Here is an 18,366-nt window from a genome sequence, read left to right as displayed (position 1 = left end):
ATGACGCTTGTTGATGAAATTAAAAATCGAAGTTCCCATGTTGATGCTGCAATCGACGAATTGCTTCCGGTAACCCGGCCTGAAGAGCTGTATAAAGCTTCCCGTTACCTCGTGGACGCCGGTGGGAAGCGCCTTCGTCCGGCAGTCCTCATCCTGGCTGCTGAAGCTGTCGGTTCCAATCTCAGGTCTGTTTTGCCCGCAGCAGTCGCGGTGGAACTTGTGCACAATTTCACTCTGATCCATGACGACATTATGGATAGGGATGATATCCGCAGGGGAATGCCTGCAGTTCACGTAAAATGGGGAGAAGCCGGAGCAATTCTTGCCGGCGACACCCTTTATTCCAAAGCCTTCGAAATCCTCTCAAAAGTCGAAAACGAGCCTGTGAGGGTTTTAAAGTGCATGGATGTCCTTTCAAAGACCTGCACCGAAATCTGCGAAGGCCAGTGGCTCGATATGGATTTCGAAACCCGGAAAAAGGTTACTGAATCCGAGTACCTTGAGATGGTGGAAAAGAAGACCTCTGTCCTCTATGCAGCCGCAGCCAAAATCGGCGCCCTTTTAGGAGGGGCTTCTGACGAAGTTGCCGAGGCTTTATCCGAGTACGGACGCCTCATAGGAATAGGCTTCCAGATGTATGATGACGTCCTTGATATGACCGCACCTGAAGAAGTTCTTGGAAAGGTAAGGGGCAGCGACCTTATGGAAGGAAAATACACCCTTATTGTCATAAATGCTTTCGAGAAAGGCGTGAAGCTGGATATTTTCGGAAAAGGTGAAGCAACTCTCGAAGAGACCGAAGCGGCAGTCAGGACTCTTACAGAATGCGGGTCTCTCGATTATGTGAAAAACCTTGCAATTTCATATATAGAAGAAGGCAAAGAAAAACTGGATGTCCTCAGGGACTGTCCTGAAAAAACCCTTCTCCTGCAGATTGCTGACTATATGATCTCACGAGAATACTAAAGATGGGCTAATTTTGCTCATCTACATTTCGATTTCTTTTTGATCCCCTTTTTTTTGTATTTTCTTTTGATTTAACGATTAAAGTAGCTTTGTTACAGTGAAAGTGTGGCACTGATCGCCATTAATAGAAGAAGTATAACTATAAATCTGAGAAAACTGAGCGATAAAAAATTCAATTTACTTTCAATGGGATCTGCGATTGCAGGAGTTAGTATAATGCCGATCAAAATCGAGAGTATACCAGGGAGAATTTTTTCTTGAGAGATAAATACTATTCCTCCAGAAAAAAAGGGAACAGCAATAGCATATCGAATAATTTTTATTAATATTTCATTTCTGCGTTCATTCATTTTATCAACCATGTCTACAAGAACAGCGATTTATGGTGCTTACAATTTTGTTTTCGAGTTCATCCAAAACTAATTTATTTTCACATCACCGGGGCTTAAGAACTATTTTTCCTACTCAGAAAATCAATTGATTGTTAAAAATCAAGATTTGAAACTTAATCGCAGGTTTTAGGAGCAGCTTTCTTATGGATATGTTTTGATATTGGTATTATATTTTAAACATTTGTAAAATCAAAAAATTATATCTTGTAATACGAAATCTGAAATTTGCAATTCCGTACTACTGAGAAAGCTTATAGTTCAGAGACTGCTCTATTTTTAGAGTGCTGAGCTATTAAAAATCAATTACTATCGAAGAATAACTGACTTTTTGCCCTCCATCGTCGCCGTCCCCTGGGCCGAAATCAGATCCTGCTTCACCTGCATAATAAACTGCAGTACTCCCATCTACTGAGACGTATATATTATAATAGTGACCCGCTTGTAGAGTTACCGAAATTCCATCATTAAAACTTTCATCGACAATATAATCCCCCACTCCTCCAGCTGATTGGCTGTATATCGAAGTAGTGTATGAAGTTCCTGTTGTTGTGTCTTTTACTATTAAATTTATATCTGTATTACTTTGTCCACCAGCGAAAGCGCTGGTTTCACCTTTTATGTTCCCAGCCATTCTAATATTTGCTGATCGGGAGCCAGAACCTGACACATAAATAGATTTTCCAACCCATGCCCAAGCACCACCAGTTCCGTATCCTCCCGGGCCGATTAATACCGATGCTCTAGCTCGTCTATAACTTGTAGAATAGTCAGCATCTTTAAAATTAGGTACTGCTCCCGAAGTTGAGGTTCCAGAGTTTCCTATGTCTGCAGTAGTAAGTGTTTTATCCGTTCCTAGGGTAACAGTGGTTGCTGATTTTATTTGTGTTCCACTTGTAGATTTATTTACTGAATCAGAAATTTCCTGTATATTTTGTGCTTTAACTTTTTCTAAAAGTTCTTTAGCTTTTGTAATATTTTCTACAGAGTTTTGATTCGAAGGAATACTACTAATTATCTTTTCTTCTGTAGTGAGGGCATCATCCATATTCACTTCTGCATTGATTTCATTGTTTTCACTCGCGCTCACAGATGGTATCAATGTTATACCAGCCAGCATGGCCAAAAGAAGGGCTATCATAACTTTGTTCTTAATCATTTGTCTAACTCCTAAGTTGTTTTACCCTAGGAGAGCAAAATCAGGCAAGCTTAAATATACGCAGAGCTAACCTAACCATGCCTAACAGGGCATATTTAGGGAGTTCGGCTGAATCTGGAAAGAACATTTGAACTCCATAAATTCCTCTTACTTAATTCTTTATAAATCTTCTCTCAATTCCATTAAACTATCTGTTTGTCATAATTCTATCAAGTCTGTAACTATTTCTTAATCTGTAATTGTTTGATGGTCTGGATAGAAGGTATAAATACAGTATGTTGCCTTGACGTGTGTTCGAGCATTGATATATAAAATATAAAATCATTATATCGAGTCATTTATGTTAACACTTCAATTAATCCTTATCAAGTCATAACATACTGCCGAACGAGTATGTTATCAGTCATATTTACAAGAGTGTTCTTCATTAATTGTGTTCTTCATTAATTACTACGGGAGCGCAGAGGGTCACGAATACCCCGTCCTTTAGGTCGGGGATGAAGTGAACCCTCGCCTCTTCGTTTTCCACCTTAAATATCTAAATCCTTACTTTTTTTGTAAAATAAGCTTGTTTTTGGCACCATAGCCACAGATGGTGCCAGCCATCTATGGCTAGGATGTGATATTAGTTGGAATTACACAGTTTTAGCCATGGCTATGGTCAGATTACCTACCACATCGTGTTGGTGCCTAAGTATCGATACAGTATATTCTACAATAAGCGAATTAAAAAAGATTCCGAGTTAATTTTCAGTAACATTTGCACTAAAAATGGCTACAAAATACATGCAATGGAAGTAGTAGACAATCATGTTCACTTGTTTCTGGAATTCCATCCAAGTAATTCTCTGTCAGAGGTAATTCAATATTTGAAAGGAGGCAGTTCTTACAGACTGTTCAAGCTCCATCCTGATCTTAAAAAACAGTATTGGGGTGGAAGTCTATGGTCAAATGGAAAGTTCTATCGATCCGTTGGAAACGTAACTGCTGATACAATTAAGCATTACATTAAAGAATCGCAAGGAAAACCGAGTGAAGAGTCTCAATTGTATAGATTCATGAGATCCGAGCAAAGAAAACTTGATGATTTCTAACTACCAGAACAACCGGGCGGGCGGCCCGAAGCATACCCCATCCTTTAGGGTGGGGTGGCCGCCCGCAATTTGATTTTTGCTTTTGTCTCAAGCTTTTTTATCAGTAACAATCACTTTTGCATTCAATTGATCCTGCTTTCGGCAGGTAACTTGTTTTTTTCGTAACATTTTTACTGATAACGTTTTTGCTGGGAAACACATTATCCCTGATACAAAACATTATTGCAAAAATGGTTCATTGTTTATATATGTCGTGAGATTTTGGTTATATGTTAACCAGTTTCAAACACAACACATATTTGTGTAATGTTCGAAAAACACTATCAGTAAAAATTCTCAGAATTTAATGCCGACATGCCGAATATAGGATTGATCAATGGCAGATGTCCTTTTGATGAGAGGTTTTTGGATCAGGACATTTCGAGCTTTTCAAATCCGGATCGACAGATAGATTTGCTCCGCTCAAGAAAGTAACTTTTTTAAAAAAGAGGTTGAAGGCAGGATTTAGTCCTGCCGGAATTCAAATTTCAGTTTCTTTATTTTTTTGCGTCTCTCATTTCCATTGTGCTCTGAGCAGCCACAAGCCTTGCAATGGGCACTCTGTAAGGGGAGCAGCTCACATAGTCAATACCTATTTCGTGAGCAAAAGCAATGGATTTCGGCTCTCCTCCGTGTTCTCCACAGATTCCCATCTTGAGTTTGGGTTTAACGGAGCGGCCTTTTGAGATACCTATCTTCATGATCTCGCCAACGCCTTCCTGGTCAAGGACTGCAAAGGGGTCGTGTTCAAGGATGCCTGCCTTCTGGTAAATAGGCACGAACTTGGACACATCGTCCCTGCTGAACCCGAAGGTTGTCTGTGTCAGGTCGTTTGTCCCGAAGGAGAAGAAGTCAGCTTCTTTTGCGATCTGGTCTGCGACGATTGCAGCCCTGGGCAGTTCGATCATGGTCCCTACCTTGTAGTCGATCTTCATGCCCTTCTCAGCCATTACGGCTTCTGCAGTCTTGCATACTTCCTCTCTGGAGAGGGAGAGCTCTTTTACAATGCCCACAAGCGGAATCATGATTTCAGGAACTACTTCCATTCCCTCGGCAGTAAGTTCACAGGCTGCCTCCATGATTGCACGCACCTGCATGTTGTATATTTCAGGATAGGTAATTCCGAGCCTGCATCCCCTGTGGCCGAGCATTGGGTTGAGTTCCTTAAGTGAAACTACACGCTGGATTACTTTCTTTACACCATCGATCTTTCCGCAGTCTCCCGATGTTTCAAGTTCTCTAAGTTTTGCGTCAAGTTCTTCTTTGTCCGGGAGGAATTCGTGGAGAGGCGGGTCAAGGAGTCTGATGGTTACGGGCAGGCCTTCCATACTGCGGAAGATTCCAAGGAAGTCTTCTTTCTGCATTGGGAGCAGTTTCTTGAGAGCTTTCTTCCTTGATTTTTCATCTTCGGCCATGATCATCTCCCTTACTGCAGGGATCCTGTCTTCGCCAAAGAACATGTGCTCTGTCCTGCAAAGCCCGATACCTTCTGCTCCGAGCTCGCGGGCGAGGGCTGCGTCAGCCGGGTTGTCAGCGTTTGTCCTTACTCCCAGAGTCCTTATCTTGTCAGCCCATATAAGGAGCTTTTTCAGGTCCTCATTTATTTCTGCGTCTATAAGGTCTACTTTTCCGATAATGACGCTTCCAACGCTTCCGTCAATTGTGATGTAGTCGTGCTCTTTAATTGTGAAACCGTTAACCATAAAGAGGGCGTTCTTCATGTCGATTGAGATTTCTCCGCAACCAACAACACACGGCTTACCCATGCCTCTACCTACGACTGCAGCATGAGAGGTCATCCCTCCGCGCACGGTGAGAACTCCCTGTGCAGCTGCCATTCCACCTATGTCTTCAGGTGAGGTCTCGGTACGGACAAGAATTGTTTTCTCGCCGTTTTCTGCCATCTCTTCTGCATCTTCAGCGGTAAAGACCACCTTTCCGACAGCGGCTCCTGGTGATGCAGGGAGACCTTTTGCTATTACTTCGAGTTTTGCTTTCGGGTCAATTCTCGGGTGCAGGAGAAGGTCAATATGTTCAGCATTAACTCTTTTGACAGCAGTTTCTTTGTCTATGAGTCCTTCTGCCACCATCTCGGTCGCAATCTTTACTGCGGCAGCAGCTGTGCGCTTTCCGGTCCTGGTCTGCAGCATATAGAGTTTTCCTTCCTGGATTGTGAACTCTATGTCCTGCATGTCCTTGAAATGGGCTTCAAGTTTCTGGCAGATGTCCACAAGCTGGGCATAGGCTTCAGGAATTTTGTTTCCGAGAGTATCAATAAAGTCGGGAGTCCTTATTCCTGCAACTACATCTTCGCCCTGTGCATTGATGAGGTATTCTCCGAAAAACTTCTTTTCACCTGTTGACGGGTTTCTGGTAAAAGCAACGCCTGTACCTGAGGTGTTCCCTCTGTTACCGTAGACCATTGTCTGTACATTGACGGCTGTGCCCCAGCTGTCATCAATAGCGTTAAGCTTCCTGTAGGTGATGGCTCTCTGGTTATTCCATGAATCAAAAACAGCGTTGATTGCCATCTGAAGCTGAACTTTAGGATCCTGTGGGAATTCAAATCCTTTTTCGAGTTTGATTACTTCCTTGAATCTCTCTGCCAATTCCTGTAAAGCTTTTGAATCGAGGTCTGTGTCGGACTTGACTCCAAGCTCCTTTTTCTTGTCGTCGATTAAGGAATCGAATTTTCTGAATTCAACCCCGAGCACCACGTCCCCAAACATGGCGATGAATCTTCGGTAGCAGTCGTAAGCGAATCTTTTGTCATTGACTTTATTTGCGAGCCCGATTACGGATTTGTCCGTAAGTCCAAGGTTCAGAACAGTGTCCATCATTCCTGGCATGGACACCCGTGCTCCGGATCTTACTGAAACAAGCAGCGGATCTTCGGGATCTCCCAGCTTTTTGCCGTTTAATTTTTCTAATTTATCGATCGCCTCTTCTACCTGTCTGAGAACCTCTTCTGGATATTTTCCTTCCTTTAAATAAAGAACACAGACTTCAGTTGAGATCGTAAAACCTGGTGGTACGGGAACTCCAAGATTTGCCATCTCGGCAAGGTTTGCACCCTTACCTCCAAGCAGGTCTTTCATACTACTTTTTCCATCAGTTACATCTTTTCCAAAAAAATATACGAACTTGGACAATGATTCTCCTCCCTGGATTCGAGATCATTAATCGGAGCTAAAGTCAATTATTTCCAGACCATAGGTCCGGTTGTTGCCAACAATGGCTATTTAATTATTATAAACTTGTGGTTTACTTCCCTGTACTTTATTCTTTGATTTCTTAATTTAATTAATCTCTGTGTATCTTATTTACTCATAATTTCACTATTTAAAATATTTCTGAATTTAAGCTAAACATGTGATTACTAAATAACAGTACCTTAAAGTGAACTGTAAAATTCAGAAGAACAATCATAGTAAATAACTATGTATAAAAATAAAATAGGAGAATTTTATTTTCCCTTTAAGTGCTGATATTTTAGTTCTTATTCCTGAGACTGTTCTAATATATTTAGAGCAGTGGTCTGTTGTCAAGGAGAGAAAAGCCAGCTCAAAATAAATAACTTCTCTTGTAGCAGACTTATCAATTACAGATATTTACGTATACAATTCTTACTTTAAGAAGCTGGACGGTGTTTCTCCTCTCCGAATTAAGGTCATTGTAGTCCAGTTACTGACTAATCATCAGAGCTTAATCTGATTGTTGCCAGCAATGTCCATTTAATATATAAGCTTAATTGTGGTCTCACTTTCTCTTTATTTTATACCTCACTGCCTTAATTTCGTTATAACCTATGTATAATATACGTCTTGCGATATCTTTATATATAATGAACATAGACTACATATGCTTTTCAGTCGATAATATATTTTCTTATTTAAGACTGATAGTTTTATTCCACTCGAAGCCAGGGTATTTCTGCCCTGAGTATAGAGGCATAACTATTCGTGGCTGACATGAAACGACTCGGTACCGTGCTGCACAGGTCAGGTGTTAGAAACCTGATAATTAGAGGGGATGAGGTAAAACCCGATAAGGTCTCAGGTAGTCTTCCTAAGTTGAATTCTGTTGTTGTTGATAAGGCTCTGAATCGGATTGGTACAATCTCCAGTATCTTTGGACCTGTAAACCATCCATATTTTTTAGTGAAGGGCTTTAAGCGAATTCCTGATTCTGAAACTCGGGCTCTAGTCAATGAGAGGGTCTATATTCGGTGAGATATCTGACGTTCGATAATGATTTTAATCCTTCGTTATGGTTAAACTTTAACCCGTTTATAAGTTTTTCGCTAGTCATAGCCGCGAGTTTTCTTCTCCCTTCTTTTATATATATTCTGTGATTTATATCGTACAGGCTTGAAATTCAGGGATAGACATATGGTCATGTTAATTTGTAAGGTGATATAATATGGTAGAAGTCGAAAGAGTTCGCTATTCGGACACCCTTGAAAGGGAAAAAATACGTGCCATGATTAAAGCTCGCAAAGAAAAACAAAAAGAGCAAACTGTTGAGAATGAAAAGGCCGTGTGTCCAGAATGCGGTAGCAGAAACCTAGTGCACGACTATGAGAGAGCGGAGCTCGTGTGTGGGGACTGCGGACTTGTCATTGATGCCGACTTTGTTGATGAAGGACCGGAATGGCGAGCTTTCGATCACGATCAGCGCATGAAGCGTTCCCGTGTGGGCGCGCCCATGACATATACAATCCACGACAAAGGGCTTTCCACAATGATTGACTGGAGAAACCGTGACTCCTACGGAAAGTCTATCTCCTCCAAAAACCGTGCCCAGCTTTACCGTTTAAGAAAATGGCAGCGTAGAATCCGTGTAAGTAACGCAACCGAAAGAAACCTGGCTTTTGCACTTTCAGAACTTGACAGGATGGCTTCGGCTCTCGGTCTTCCGAGGACTGTCAGGGAGACAGCAGCAGTTGTCTATAGAAAAGCTGTGGACAAGAACCTCATCCGTGGAAGAAGCATTGAAGGTGTAGCCGCAGCAGCACTATATGCAGCCTGCCGCCAGTGCAGTGTCCCGAGGACCCTTGACGAGATCGAAGAGGTTTCCAGGGTAAGCAGGAAAGAAATCGGAAGAACTTACCGTTTTATTTCCAGAGAACTTGCCTTGAAGCTCATGCCCACCTCTCCAATCGACTATGTCCCAAGGTTCTGCTCCGGGCTTAACCTGAAAGGAGAAGTCCAGTCCAAGAGCGTTGAGATCCTCAGGCAGGCTTCGGAAAAAGAACTCACAAGCGGAAGAGGCCCCACAGGAGTTGCCGCAGCAGCAATTTACATTGCATCCATTCTTTGCGGAGAGCGCAGGACTCAGCGTGAAGTTGCAGATGTTGCCGGGGTCACGGAAGTCACCATCAGGAACAGGTATAAAGAGCTTGCAGAAGAACTGGATATCGAGATTATCCTCTAAATCTTTCTTCTTTTTTTTCAGCCAGGCTGATTGATGTTCTTCAGGCAGACAGAGGGTTGAATGTGCCCTCTTTTTCTTCCCTTTTTCATGGAACTTTATTCGCGGCTGTGCTCATAAACTGTTCCAGAGAGTATCTTTTTTAATTTTAATAAATATAAATTGAATTTATTAAGCAAATTCTAAAGCAGATTCTAAAGCAAATATAAATCTAATTTCTAAAACCGATTCCAAAACGGATTCTAAAACCGATTCCAAAACGGATTCTAAAACCGATTCCAAAATGGATTCTAAAGCAGATTCCAAAACAGCTTTACAAAACAGAGTTATAAAAAACGCATGGTTCTGATAATCAAAATATTTTTATAAAAACTACGTAAATTTATATTAACCATGGGTTATAATGCTTACACTTGAGATCTTCAGAGCCCTTCTCCTGGGCTTCACCATCGGGCTTACTGGCGCCCTGGTCCCCGGGCCCATGCTTTTTGCAACCATAGAGCTTTCACTCAAAAAAGGGTGGCTTGCAGGGCCGGAGGTCGTTTTCGGGCACATTCTGGTTGAGCTTGTACTTTCTATTCTGATTCTCTTTGGGGTTGCTTCTTTTATCGGAAGTGGAGCGATTTCAGCTGTTTCCATCATTGGAGGTTTTTCCCTTACGGTTTTCGGACTGCTTACGGTAAAAGATGCAAAAACTACTGCTTCTGCAGGACTTTCTCCGGAGACGTCTGGCCTGAAATTGACTTCAAATCCCGTAGCTTTGGGCCTGATAACCTCAGTTTCCAATCCTTACTTCTGGATCTGGTGGCTAACTGCTGGAAGTGCGCTTGTACTTAAGGCATATGAACTGGGGATTATCATCTCAATAGCCTATATCCTGGGGCACTGGACCGCAGACCTCAGCTGGTTTACTGCAATATCCGGGTCTTTCAGCCGTGGAAAAACCCTGTTTTCTCAACAAACACACAGGTACATCCTCTACGCGTGCGGAACGTTTCTAATATTTTTTGGGCTTTATTTCATGTTTAACTATAAAGGCGCAGCTCAACTGTTCTAATAATATTTTTTCTAACAGGGATTCTTTATTGTTGTATATCTTTTAAAATTTTTTCCCTTTTACTCAGCACTGAAAACAGATAGACTCCCCCACTGAAAGTCGATAGGAATAAAACTACAAGAGCTCTCATATTTTTGACTGTCTTCCAGCTCCACCTGTTAGCCACGAACAAAGAGCTGAGAGCGAGAGTGACAAGCCCGAAAGGGCCGTGAATAAATACTGCCGCAGGTGCTTTTCCGGCAATTATAAGCCTGGTTGCGGAGTATGCCATATATATCAGAGACAGGGATCCCATCAAATATCCTGCGGTGTTTATCTTTGCATGCTTTAGAATTCCATCTTTTTTTAACAGAGTTTCTGAAATCTCTTCTCTACCTGAAATCTTTTCCTATATCAGGAAAACCTTGTCCATCAGTGAAACTGAAAATTGGGATAGTTTAATAATACAAGGATAACCTTAGGTTTCCGAAAGGTCGATTTTTCATGAGAAGGCAGTGTATAAAAGTCCCCCGAAAGAAAGGAGAACCTGCAAGAAGGATACTCCTTGGTCTTGAAATTCTTGATAATTCTTTGAAGATCGGTTCGGATGAAACCTTCCTTTATCTCCCACTTTCCAGAGAGCCTGATACCGGGAAACTGGAAGGGCTGCCTGAAGGTTCTGAACTTACATTCTTTGATTTCGAGCCCCTGGAAAAAAAGCCTGTCCCTGAAGACATCCTCGGTTTCACTCCCGCCTATGAAGTCATAGGAGACATTGCCCTCCTGGAAGACGAGAAACTGGATGCAAAAACCGCTCTAAAGATCGCAGATGCCCTCCTGAAAACTCAGCCGAATATAAAATCCGTTGTCAAGCCTCTTACTCCTGTTATCGGGGAATTCAGGGTAAGGGAATTTGAGGTAATTGCAGGCGAGCACAGGACCGAAACAATCCACAGGGAGTATGGCTGCCGTTATAAAGTAGACCTTTCAAGGGCTTATTTTACTCCTCGCCTTTCTACGGAACGTTCAAGAATTCTCTCCTGGATTAAGGAAGAGGATACTGTTGTCGATATGTTTGCCGGGGTTGGCCCCTACAGTATCCTGCTTGCAAAAAGCAAAAAGCCTTCCAGGGTTGTGGCAATAGACAAAAACCCTGAAGCAGTACGCTATCTGAATGAAAATATTTCGCTCAATTCGGCAAAAAATATTGAAGCAATCGAAGGTGATGCCAGAGAAGAGGCAAAAAGGTTTGCAGGAACTGCTGATCATGTAATCATGAACCTGCCCCATAATGCTTATGAATTCCTTGATTCTGCTGTCCTTCTTACAAAGCAGGGAGGAATAATCCACTACTACGGAATAACCCCTGAAGACGACCTCTTTGAAAGTTCTATTGAACTTATCCGGAAAGCTGCGGAAAAAGCAGGAAGAAAGGTCGAGGTTCTCGAGAAAAGGGTAGTCCGTTCATATGCTCCTCACCAGTATAACATCTGCATCGAGGCGAAGATTCTTTGAAATCTATGCCGCTGCCAGTTTCTTTGAAGTTTGGAGTTTCAGCCCCCTGCGCGCTGGCACCTGATTGCGTAAGGGATCAGATTTCAGTAAAAATTCCTTTGCGGGTGGGAAAAAAGAAGTTATAGAATCAGAACTCAGAAACGTGCATAAAAGAATAAACAATGGTTACTGCTAATCAAAAATAAAAAAAGAGTAAAAAAGTAGTCAGAAGCTATTGTTTTTCCGTTCTGTAATTCTTCTTTTTGAGGAAAGATAATAACTTTAACGAGCGAAATAGTTAAATTCTTGATCGCTATTTTAAGTCTGCTTATTCTTCAATCCATGTGCCGTCGTGGCTTAGCGGTATAGCGGCTGATTCGTAATCAGCAGGCCGAGGGTTCAAATCCCTCCGGCGGCTTTTTGTTTTCCTTGTTTAAAACCTCTTTTTCAGGGCTGTCATCGGGCAGGTTTTCAGAAATTTCCTTTTTAGACCTTATTTGTTTTTCAGAACTTCTATAATCTCCTTTATATCAGGAAGCTCATGCCCTAGATATTTCTTGAAATAAATCACTTGCCGATTTTCATCAATAATTATATTAGCTCTTTCTGAGACACCTTCTTTTCCCCTGAATATCCCGCAGGTTCTGGCAACTTCCCCATGAGGCCAGAAGTCCGAAAGTAATTTAATGTGGTTGATTCCAAGCTCTCTTGCCCAGGCTTTCTTTGAAGGTATGGGATCCACACTTATACCAAGGGGTACAGTGTTGAGTTCTGTAAAAAGCTCATAATTTTCTTCAAGTGACTTCATTTGCTGTGCGCAGACCTGTGTCCAGGCAAGAGGGTGGAAGGACAGGAGGACTTTCTTGCCTTTCAGGTCATAAAGATGTATTTCTTCTCTCTTCTGGTCTCTTAGACGGAAGTCCTGGATAGTTTCCCCTACTCGTATTTCGTCTGTCATAAATTTCCCCAGTTTATTTTTTCCTCAATTTAATATTTGTTTTTCTATTTTAATTATTAATAGCTTTATAAGTTACTGATGAATTTGTAAGTTAGTAGTGGCTTTACGGTTATTTTTCTGCTCTTTGTATCTCATAAATAATACTTTCTGACCGTTTTTTCTTTACCTTATCTCCTTAATTTTTATCTCCTTAATTTTTATCTCCTTAATTTTTATCTCCTTAATTTTTAAATCTCAGGAATTATTTCAGTACAAACTATTTTCTAACATCCATTATAAAAATGCCATAATATATATAATATAAACTCAGTAGCTCCTCTGCGTACAGAAACACTATTGATACGGGATAAATGTGTCTGGAAGAGAGCTAAAAAACAACCGGAATATAATCTTCAGGATAATCTACTGGGCAGTTATAATAGGTTTACTGCATGTGGTTAGTCTTAGCAATAATCTTCTTTTCCATACACTTATAGAGTTATTCAGCGTCATAATCGCATATATTATATTTCTGGTTGTCTGGGAATCAAAAACATTTCTTGAAAACAGGTATCTACTGTTAATAGGAATCTCCTATTTCTTTATCGGGACTCTTGACCTTTTGCATGCTTTATCCTATGAAAGGATGGGGTTCTTTTCATGGTCCGGCATGAATCTTCCTGCCCAGCTATGGATCGCTTCAAGGTATCTGGAGAGCGTATCGTTTCTGATTGCTCCTCTATTATTGTCGAATTCCAGGCTATTGAACTTAAAAACAGATATCAGTCCTGTAGAAAAAGCAAGGTTTGCCTGGGAATTATTTATCGTATATTCCGGAATTACTTTTGTTTTGTTTCTTTCAATCTTTGTTTTAAGGAACTTTCCGGACTCCTATATCGAAGGCAGAGGGCTGACTGATTTTTTAATTATAAGTGAATATGTAATCTCTCTAATTCTGGTCTGCTCATTAGTTCTTCTTTATTTAAAGAGGGACAGATTTGAAAACCATGTTTTCAGACTGCTCACAGCGTCCATAGTCCTGACAATTATTTCAGAAATAATCTTTGCCAGGTTTACATATGTGGATGATTTTTCGTTTGTTACCGGGCACTATTTTAAACTACTGTCTTTCTACTTTGTTTACAGGGCAGTAGTGTCAACAGGATTCAGCGAACCCTGCAGTATTCTTTTCAGGGAACTTAAACAGAATGAAGAGGCTTTGAGGAGGAAGACATTTTTTCTTCAGGACGATCAGGGGCGAATTTACAGGATGCTAGGCGTTCAAACGGAAGAGTCGGAAGATGCCTTTTCTACCTGTAACGCCAGAATTAATGAAAAAACTTATTCTTCCCTGGTGAAGGATATCGAAGGACTGATCGGTTTCCGTTTTGATGATAGTAAGGGTACGGTTTTCATAGATGGGGACGTTGAAGAGATTACGGGGTACAGTACAGAAGATTTTCTTTCTCACAGGGTCAAATGGGCAGATCTGGTCTTACCTGAAGACCAGTATCTTATTTTTGAGAGAATAAACAGGTCTGTTTCCAATCCCGATCATTCTATTGAAACCGAGTACAGGATAAAGAGAAAAAATGGAGAAATAAGGTGGATAAGGGAGTTTCTTCAGAAATTTCCGGAAGAATCCAAAAATTCCAGGCAATTCCAGGGATTTATTCACGATATTACCGGACGTAAAAAGGCAGAGGCAGCTCTTCAAAAAATCGAGGAAGTCCGCATAAAGGAAATCCACCACAGAATCAAGAATAATTTGCAGGTAATCTCGTCCCTTCTCAGCCTCGAAGCTGAAAAGTTCAGTGACAGAAAAATGCTTGAATCCTTCCGTGAGAGCCAGAACCGTGTAGCTTCAATGGCTTTGATTCATGAAGAATTATACAAAGGCAGCGATATGGACACTCTCGATTTTTCCGCCTATCTCAGGAAACTGACTGCAGATCTTCTAGCTTCATATCGTGTGGGCAATGATAAAATAACTCTCAGGCTTGACCTTGAACAGGCCCATTTTGATATGGATACCTCAATCCCTCTGGGAATTATCGTCAATGAACTGGTCTCAAACTCCCTGAAGCATGCTTTTCCAGAAGGAAAGGGAGGCGAAATTTACATAGGTCTTCACAGGACGGAAAAAATAGCCTTAAAAGCAGGAATCTCCGGTGAGAGTGTCGATTGTGAAAGTGGATTTGATTACACCTTAACTGTGGCAGACAACGGAAAGGGTGTTCCGGAAGAAACTGATTTTGAAAATGCAGATTCCCTCGGTCTTCAACTCGTAAATCTCCTCGTTGAACAGATAGATGGCTGTGTTAAACTTGAAAGGCGTCAGGGAACCAGGTTCATTCTGGGCATAAATGTAAAAAACGGGGTCAAAACCTGATGCTGTTTTGTATTCAAAAAAATGACTTATAATCTCAAAAGGAAATCTCATTTCAGGAAAATTCCTGTGTTTAATTTTTTCTTCCATATCCCGGTTCGTGCTCTGGGCAGGGTTCTACGTGAATTGAGAAGTAACCGTTTTTGCCGCAGACTTCCTTTAACCTGTCTTCAACCTTAACCGAAATCTCGTGTGCGTCCACAATATTCAGGTTTCTGTCCACTTCTATGTGTACATCTGCAGCCATCGCATTTCCTATCTTTCGGGTCTTTAACTCATGGAAACCCAGTACTCCTTCTGTGGATATGAGGATTTCCTCAATACTTTTGTAAGTTGTAGAATCCAGAGAGGCTTCCAGCAGTTCGTTGAGATTCTTATACGAGATCTCGACTGCCACTCTGAATACAAAAAAACTCAATATGACAGCAGCTATGGGGTCGAGTACCGCCCACCTGCCTCCGAGAAGGACTGCACCTCCAATCCCTATCATTGTCCCTATTGAAGACAACGCATCAGAACGGTGGTGCCAGGCGTTTGCAGTAAGAGCATCACTCCTGAGCCCCCGGGCGTATACTATTGTGTAGCGGAATAGCCATTCTTTGGTTACAATTGAAAGGACTGCTGCACTGAGGGCTATTCCACTGGGAGCAGGCAGCATTTCCCCATGGTAAAAAGCAATAACCTTCTCGAGCCCTCCCCAGAAAATCCCGAAAGCTACTGCAATGAGTACGAGCCCTATAAATGCAGCAGACAGGGTTTCGATCTTCCCATGCCCGTAATTATGTGTACTGTCTCCGGGCTTTCGGGCAACCTTCAGGCCTGCTATTACTGCGATGTCGGTCATGAAATCTGACGTGGAATGGACGGCATCTGCTATCATTGCTGAACTATTACCCACAATTCCTGCAAAAAACTTAAAAAACGTCAGCAAGATGTTTGAAACCACAGAAACTTTTGTTACGTGAACTGCCTGAGAATACCTGGAGTCTTCACTTTCCCCTGAGAGAAATATTACTTCATTTGCCGTACCATCAGTTTCTGTCATAATTTCTCAGAATAGCTGTGATATTTGAATTCATTAAAATATATATTCTTTTTAATGTGTTTATCTGAAAAATATAAGTAGGCTACCAATAGATATAAATATTTTCTTCCTCATGTTTTGAGACTATAGTCCTGCATGATGCTGTTTTTCTTTTATTTCTTTTTCCATAGTCCTGGATAATCTTTTTAATCCTTTCAACATTTTCTCAAAGTTTCTCTATAAAGGCTTTTCATTTTCTTTCTGCAAGATATTTCTTAAACCCCGTCTGCAAGATATTTTTTAAACCCCATCTGCAAGATATCTTGTAAACCATTTCCCGGCTAACCGGGCAACTTCTTCCAGAGCTCCAGGCTCTTCAAAAAGGTGTGTGGCGCCCGGAACTATCTTTAACTCCTTGTCCAGTGCGACTATTCTTTCCAGTGCCCATTTATTCAGGTCTATCACCTGAATATCCTTCCCGCCTACGATAAGCAGTGTGGGCGCTTTTACATGAATCAGGGCACTTTCGGCAAGGTCAGGCCTTCCTCCCCTTGAAACCACTGCTTTTACTGCGGTAGCATATTCTTTTGCAGCTATGAGTGCGGCTGCAGCCCCTGTACTGGCACCGAAATAACCTATATTAAGGCCTCTGGTTTCCGGTCTGTTCAAGACCCATCCGGTTACATCAATCAGGCGCTTTGAAAGGAGCTCAATATCGAAGCGGAGGTGGCGAGTCATCATATCAATTCTCTCTTCTTCGATTGTCAGAAGGTCAAACAAAAGTGTTCCAAGGCCTGCCCTCCGGAGTTCGTCTGCAACGTACTGGTTTCGCGGGCTGTGGCGGCTGCTCCCGCTTCCGTGAACGAAAATAACAATTCCTCTGGCTCCTTCCGGGATATTCAGGTTGCCTTCAAGATTTATGGAGTCTACAGGGATCCGGACTTCAATATCCCTTTTATAATTATCCGATGACGAGTTCATGCTTCTCCCTTTGAATTCTTTACCTGTAAACTCATTCTGCCGGAAAGCTGTGTGCTTTCTTCAGCAGCTCACAGACTTCTTCATCTGTTGTCTGGCTGAAATCCTCATACCATGCACCCACAGCATAAAATGGCTCGGGAGTGGTAGCACAGATCATTTCATCCACTATTTTTTTAAAGAATTTGCACATATCAGGGGAAGCGGTCGGGACCGCAACTACCAGCTTAGCCGGGCGTTTGGTCTTGAGGGCTTCAACTGCTGCATGCATCGTTGCTCCGGTTGCAAGTCCGTCATCTATCAGGATTACAGTCATACCTTCCATATCCGGCTTTGGGCGGCTTCCACGATATTTGCGCTCTCTGCGTTCCAGTTCCCTGAGTTCGTTTGCAGCCACCGTAGCAATTACTCTGTCAGGTATTTTATAGGATTTTATAATATTTTCATTCAAAACACGGACATCTTCAGATGCAATTGCTCCCATTGCCAGTTCTTCATTTCCAGGAACTCCCAGCTTTCGCACTATGAAAACATCCATTTTTACTTTCAGTTCTTTTGCGACTTCAAAAGCTACGGGAACTCCTCCCCGAGGAAGTGCCAGTATCAGCACGTCCGGGCTGTTTGAATATTTTGAAAGTTCTTTAGCCAGCCGTTTTCCTGCGTCTGCTCTATCTTTAAAGTGTGCCGTCATTCCCTTCAACCCCTGTTGGCTTGATTAATTCATAAGACGATCTATGTTGATTTATAGTATCTATGTCTGAACCCTTAAATGTATAGTAGGACTTACGCACTTGAAATACAAAATCAAGCACAACCGGTATTATTATGGAGTCAGTGTTTATACAGTTGAAGATTAAATGCTGTCTATTTTTCAGTCCAGCCGCGTAATTTCTGTATAGATCATAGCCGCGTAACTCCTGTATAGGTTATTATAAATTCAAACCATTATGTTATTCTGAGTCCGGATTACAGGAAAAGCAGCGAATTTTAAAGAGATACTCTGATTTTATGATTACTTTGAAATTTTCTACATAAAACTATTTTTTTATTGGAAGAAATTTTTCTGCTAATTAATTTAAAATAGTAATGATATAATGTTATATTTGTGGAGTTAGGAAGTTAGCGGGTATGAAAAATGAGTAAAGAACTGCCTGGAGGGCATTGGTCCTGCTCCGGATAGGTATGCTTGAGAGTATATTGCCGGAGCTGCTGTATTGGGGAGTCCAGTAAAAGGACATGACTTCTCCGGGCTTCTTCTTATTTTTGATTTTACTGTTTTTCTCTTTCCATAGTTTTGTATTGCAATGTACGAAATCGGGGGCTTCTGCCCCTTTATCATTTCACGGATGCATTCCAATGCGGTTTTATTCTATGAAATCGATTAATTATCTGGTTAGTAGCATACGGGGGGCAACTGCATATATCATA

16 protein-coding genes and 1 tRNA gene are annotated in these 18,366 nt (G+C 41.6%); 8 read left to right on the top strand and 9 right to left on the bottom strand.

All coding sequences use genetic code 11. The features are described from left to right. On the top strand, positions 1-966 hold the full coding sequence (locus tag MSMAS_RS15480; protein WP_015412074.1) for a polyprenyl synthetase family protein: 966 nt from the start codon (positions 1-3) through the stop codon (positions 964-966). 92 nt (positions 967-1,058) lie between these two features. Here MSMAS_RS15480 and MSMAS_RS15475 read toward each other — a convergent pair whose 3' ends face one another. Both MSMAS_RS15475 and MSMAS_RS15470 read right to left on the bottom strand, forming a co-directional pair. Continuing rightward, positions 1,059-1,328 carry a hypothetical protein gene (locus tag MSMAS_RS15475; RefSeq protein ID WP_137726699.1) on the bottom strand — a complete coding sequence of 90 codons (270 nt, stop codon included), beginning with the start codon at positions 1,326-1,328 and terminating at the stop codon, positions 1,059-1,061. A gap of 322 nt (positions 1,329-1,650) precedes the next feature. After that, positions 1,651-2,514 carry a hypothetical protein gene (locus tag MSMAS_RS15470; protein ID WP_015412075.1) on the bottom strand — a complete coding sequence of 288 codons (864 nt, stop codon included), beginning with the start codon at positions 2,512-2,514 and terminating at the stop codon, positions 1,651-1,653. Positions 2,515-3,143: 629 nt separating this feature from the next. Here MSMAS_RS15470 and tnpA point away from each other — a divergent pair. Further along, positions 3,144-3,608 (top strand): IS200/IS605-like element ISMma21 family transposase, encoded by a 465-nt coding sequence (gene tnpA / locus MSMAS_RS15465; RefSeq protein WP_011033709.1) that lies wholly within the window; start codon positions 3,144-3,146, stop codon positions 3,606-3,608. Positions 3,609-4,144: 536 nt separating this feature from the next. Here tnpA and ppdK read toward each other — a convergent pair. After that, positions 4,145-6,799, bottom strand: coding sequence for a pyruvate, phosphate dikinase (gene ppdK, locus MSMAS_RS15460; protein ID WP_048046787.1), 2,655 nt, complete (start codon positions 6,797-6,799; stop codon positions 4,145-4,147). Positions 6,800-7,618: 819 nt separating this feature from the next. Here ppdK and MSMAS_RS15455 point away from each other — a divergent pair. From MSMAS_RS15455 to MSMAS_RS15445, 3 genes are all read left to right on the top strand, one after another. Then, complete coding sequence (locus MSMAS_RS15455) at positions 7,619-7,879, top strand: Gar1/Naf1 family protein (RefSeq protein WP_048047026.1); 261 nt, start codon at positions 7,619-7,621, stop codon at positions 7,877-7,879. Between the two features lie 190 nt (positions 7,880-8,069). After that, positions 8,070-9,083: a transcription initiation factor IIB gene (locus MSMAS_RS15450; protein ID WP_011033712.1), complete on the top strand. Its 1,014-nt coding sequence runs from the start codon at positions 8,070-8,072 to the stop codon at positions 9,081-9,083. A 400-nt stretch (positions 9,084-9,483) separates the two neighbouring features. Next, positions 9,484-10,137 (top strand): LysE family transporter, encoded by a 654-nt coding sequence (locus MSMAS_RS15445; protein ID WP_011033713.1) that lies wholly within the window; start codon positions 9,484-9,486, stop codon positions 10,135-10,137. 25 nt (positions 10,138-10,162) lie between these two features. Here the strand turns inward: MSMAS_RS15445 and MSMAS_RS15440 are convergent, their stop codons facing one another. Beyond that, the gene (locus MSMAS_RS15440) at positions 10,163-10,432 is read right to left on the bottom strand and encodes a hypothetical protein (protein WP_015412077.1); all 270 of its coding nucleotides are present in this window, start codon (positions 10,430-10,432) and stop codon (positions 10,163-10,165) included. Between the two features lie 188 nt (positions 10,433-10,620). On the opposite strand from MSMAS_RS15440, the gene MSMAS_RS15435 reads away from it, so the two are divergent. Together MSMAS_RS15435 and MSMAS_RS15430 are read left to right on the top strand one after the other, a co-directional pair. Further along, the gene (locus tag MSMAS_RS15435) at positions 10,621-11,631 is read left to right on the top strand and encodes a class I SAM-dependent methyltransferase (RefSeq protein ID WP_048046785.1); all 1,011 of its coding nucleotides are present in this window, start codon (positions 10,621-10,623) and stop codon (positions 11,629-11,631) included. Between the two features lie 325 nt (positions 11,632-11,956). Further along, positions 11,957-12,028 (top strand) — tRNA-Thr (locus MSMAS_RS15430). A gap of 75 nt (positions 12,029-12,103) precedes the next feature. Here the strand turns inward: MSMAS_RS15430 and MSMAS_RS15425 are convergent. Further along, entirely contained in the window at positions 12,104-12,568 is a 465-nt protein-coding gene (locus MSMAS_RS15425; RefSeq protein WP_011033716.1) for a peroxiredoxin, read from the bottom strand. Between the two features lie 352 nt (positions 12,569-12,920). Here MSMAS_RS15425 and MSMAS_RS15420 point away from each other — a divergent pair, with 352 nt between their 5' ends. After that, a complete protein-coding gene (locus tag MSMAS_RS15420) occupies positions 12,921-14,939 on the top strand; it encodes an MASE3 domain-containing protein (RefSeq protein WP_226987562.1) in 2,019 nt (672 codons plus the stop codon). A 70-nt stretch (positions 14,940-15,009) separates the two neighbouring features. Here MSMAS_RS15420 and MSMAS_RS15415 read toward each other — a convergent pair whose 3' ends face one another. From MSMAS_RS15415 to MSMAS_RS15400, 4 genes are all read right to left on the bottom strand, one after another. Further along, positions 15,010-15,981, bottom strand: coding sequence for a cation diffusion facilitator family transporter (locus MSMAS_RS15415; RefSeq protein ID WP_011033718.1), 972 nt, complete (start codon positions 15,979-15,981; stop codon positions 15,010-15,012). A 279-nt stretch (positions 15,982-16,260) separates the two neighbouring features. After that, positions 16,261-16,941 (bottom strand): dienelactone hydrolase family protein, encoded by a 681-nt coding sequence (locus MSMAS_RS15410; RefSeq protein WP_011033719.1) that lies wholly within the window; start codon positions 16,939-16,941, stop codon positions 16,261-16,263. 31 nt (positions 16,942-16,972) lie between these two features. Continuing rightward, positions 16,973-17,629: a phosphoribosyltransferase gene (locus tag MSMAS_RS15405; protein WP_015412080.1), complete on the bottom strand. Its 657-nt coding sequence runs from the start codon at positions 17,627-17,629 to the stop codon at positions 16,973-16,975. Positions 17,630-18,049: 420 nt separating this feature from the next. Continuing rightward, entirely contained in the window at positions 18,050-18,277 is a 228-nt protein-coding gene (locus MSMAS_RS15400; protein WP_048039400.1) for a hypothetical protein, read from the bottom strand. Between the last annotated feature and the right edge of the window lie 89 nt (positions 18,278-18,366).

Source organism: Methanosarcina mazei S-6 (genome assembly GCF_000970205.1).
GTDB classification, from domain to species: Archaea; Halobacteriota; Methanosarcinia; order Methanosarcinales; family Methanosarcinaceae; genus Methanosarcina; species Methanosarcina mazei.
Note: the sequence above shows the minus strand (reverse complement) of the source record. Positions and strands in the feature narration are given on the sequence as shown.

Coding starts and splice junctions, on each gene's coding strand:
- MSMAS_RS15480 (WP_015412074.1), top strand. CDS start 1: ATGACGCTTGTTGATGAAATTAAAAATCGAAGTTCCCATGTTGATGCT.
- MSMAS_RS15475 (WP_137726699.1), bottom strand. CDS start 1,328: ATGGTTGATAAAATGAATGAACGCAGAAATGAAATATTAATAAAAATT.
- MSMAS_RS15470 (WP_015412075.1), bottom strand. CDS start 2,514: ATGATTAAGAACAAAGTTATGATAGCCCTTCTTTTGGCCATGCTGGCT.
- MSMAS_RS15455 (WP_048047026.1), top strand. CDS start 7,619: ATGAAACGACTCGGTACCGTGCTGCACAGGTCAGGTGTTAGAAACCTG.
- MSMAS_RS15450 (WP_011033712.1), top strand. CDS start 8,070: ATGGTAGAAGTCGAAAGAGTTCGCTATTCGGACACCCTTGAAAGGGAA.
- MSMAS_RS15445 (WP_011033713.1), top strand. CDS start 9,484: ATGCTTACACTTGAGATCTTCAGAGCCCTTCTCCTGGGCTTCACCATC.
- MSMAS_RS15440 (WP_015412077.1), bottom strand. CDS start 10,432: ATGGGATCCCTGTCTCTGATATATATGGCATACTCCGCAACCAGGCTT.
- MSMAS_RS15435 (WP_048046785.1), top strand. CDS start 10,621: ATGAGAAGGCAGTGTATAAAAGTCCCCCGAAAGAAAGGAGAACCTGCA.
- MSMAS_RS15425 (WP_011033716.1), bottom strand. CDS start 12,568: ATGACAGACGAAATACGAGTAGGGGAAACTATCCAGGACTTCCGTCTA.
- MSMAS_RS15415 (WP_011033718.1), bottom strand. CDS start 15,981: ATGACAGAAACTGATGGTACGGCAAATGAAGTAATATTTCTCTCAGGG.
- MSMAS_RS15410 (WP_011033719.1), bottom strand. CDS start 16,941: ATGAACTCGTCATCGGATAATTATAAAAGGGATATTGAAGTCCGGATC.
- MSMAS_RS15405 (WP_015412080.1), bottom strand. CDS start 17,629: ATGACGGCACACTTTAAAGATAGAGCAGACGCAGGAAAACGGCTGGCT.
- MSMAS_RS15400 (WP_048039400.1), bottom strand. CDS start 18,277: ATGATAAAGGGGCAGAAGCCCCCGATTTCGTACATTGCAATACAAAAC.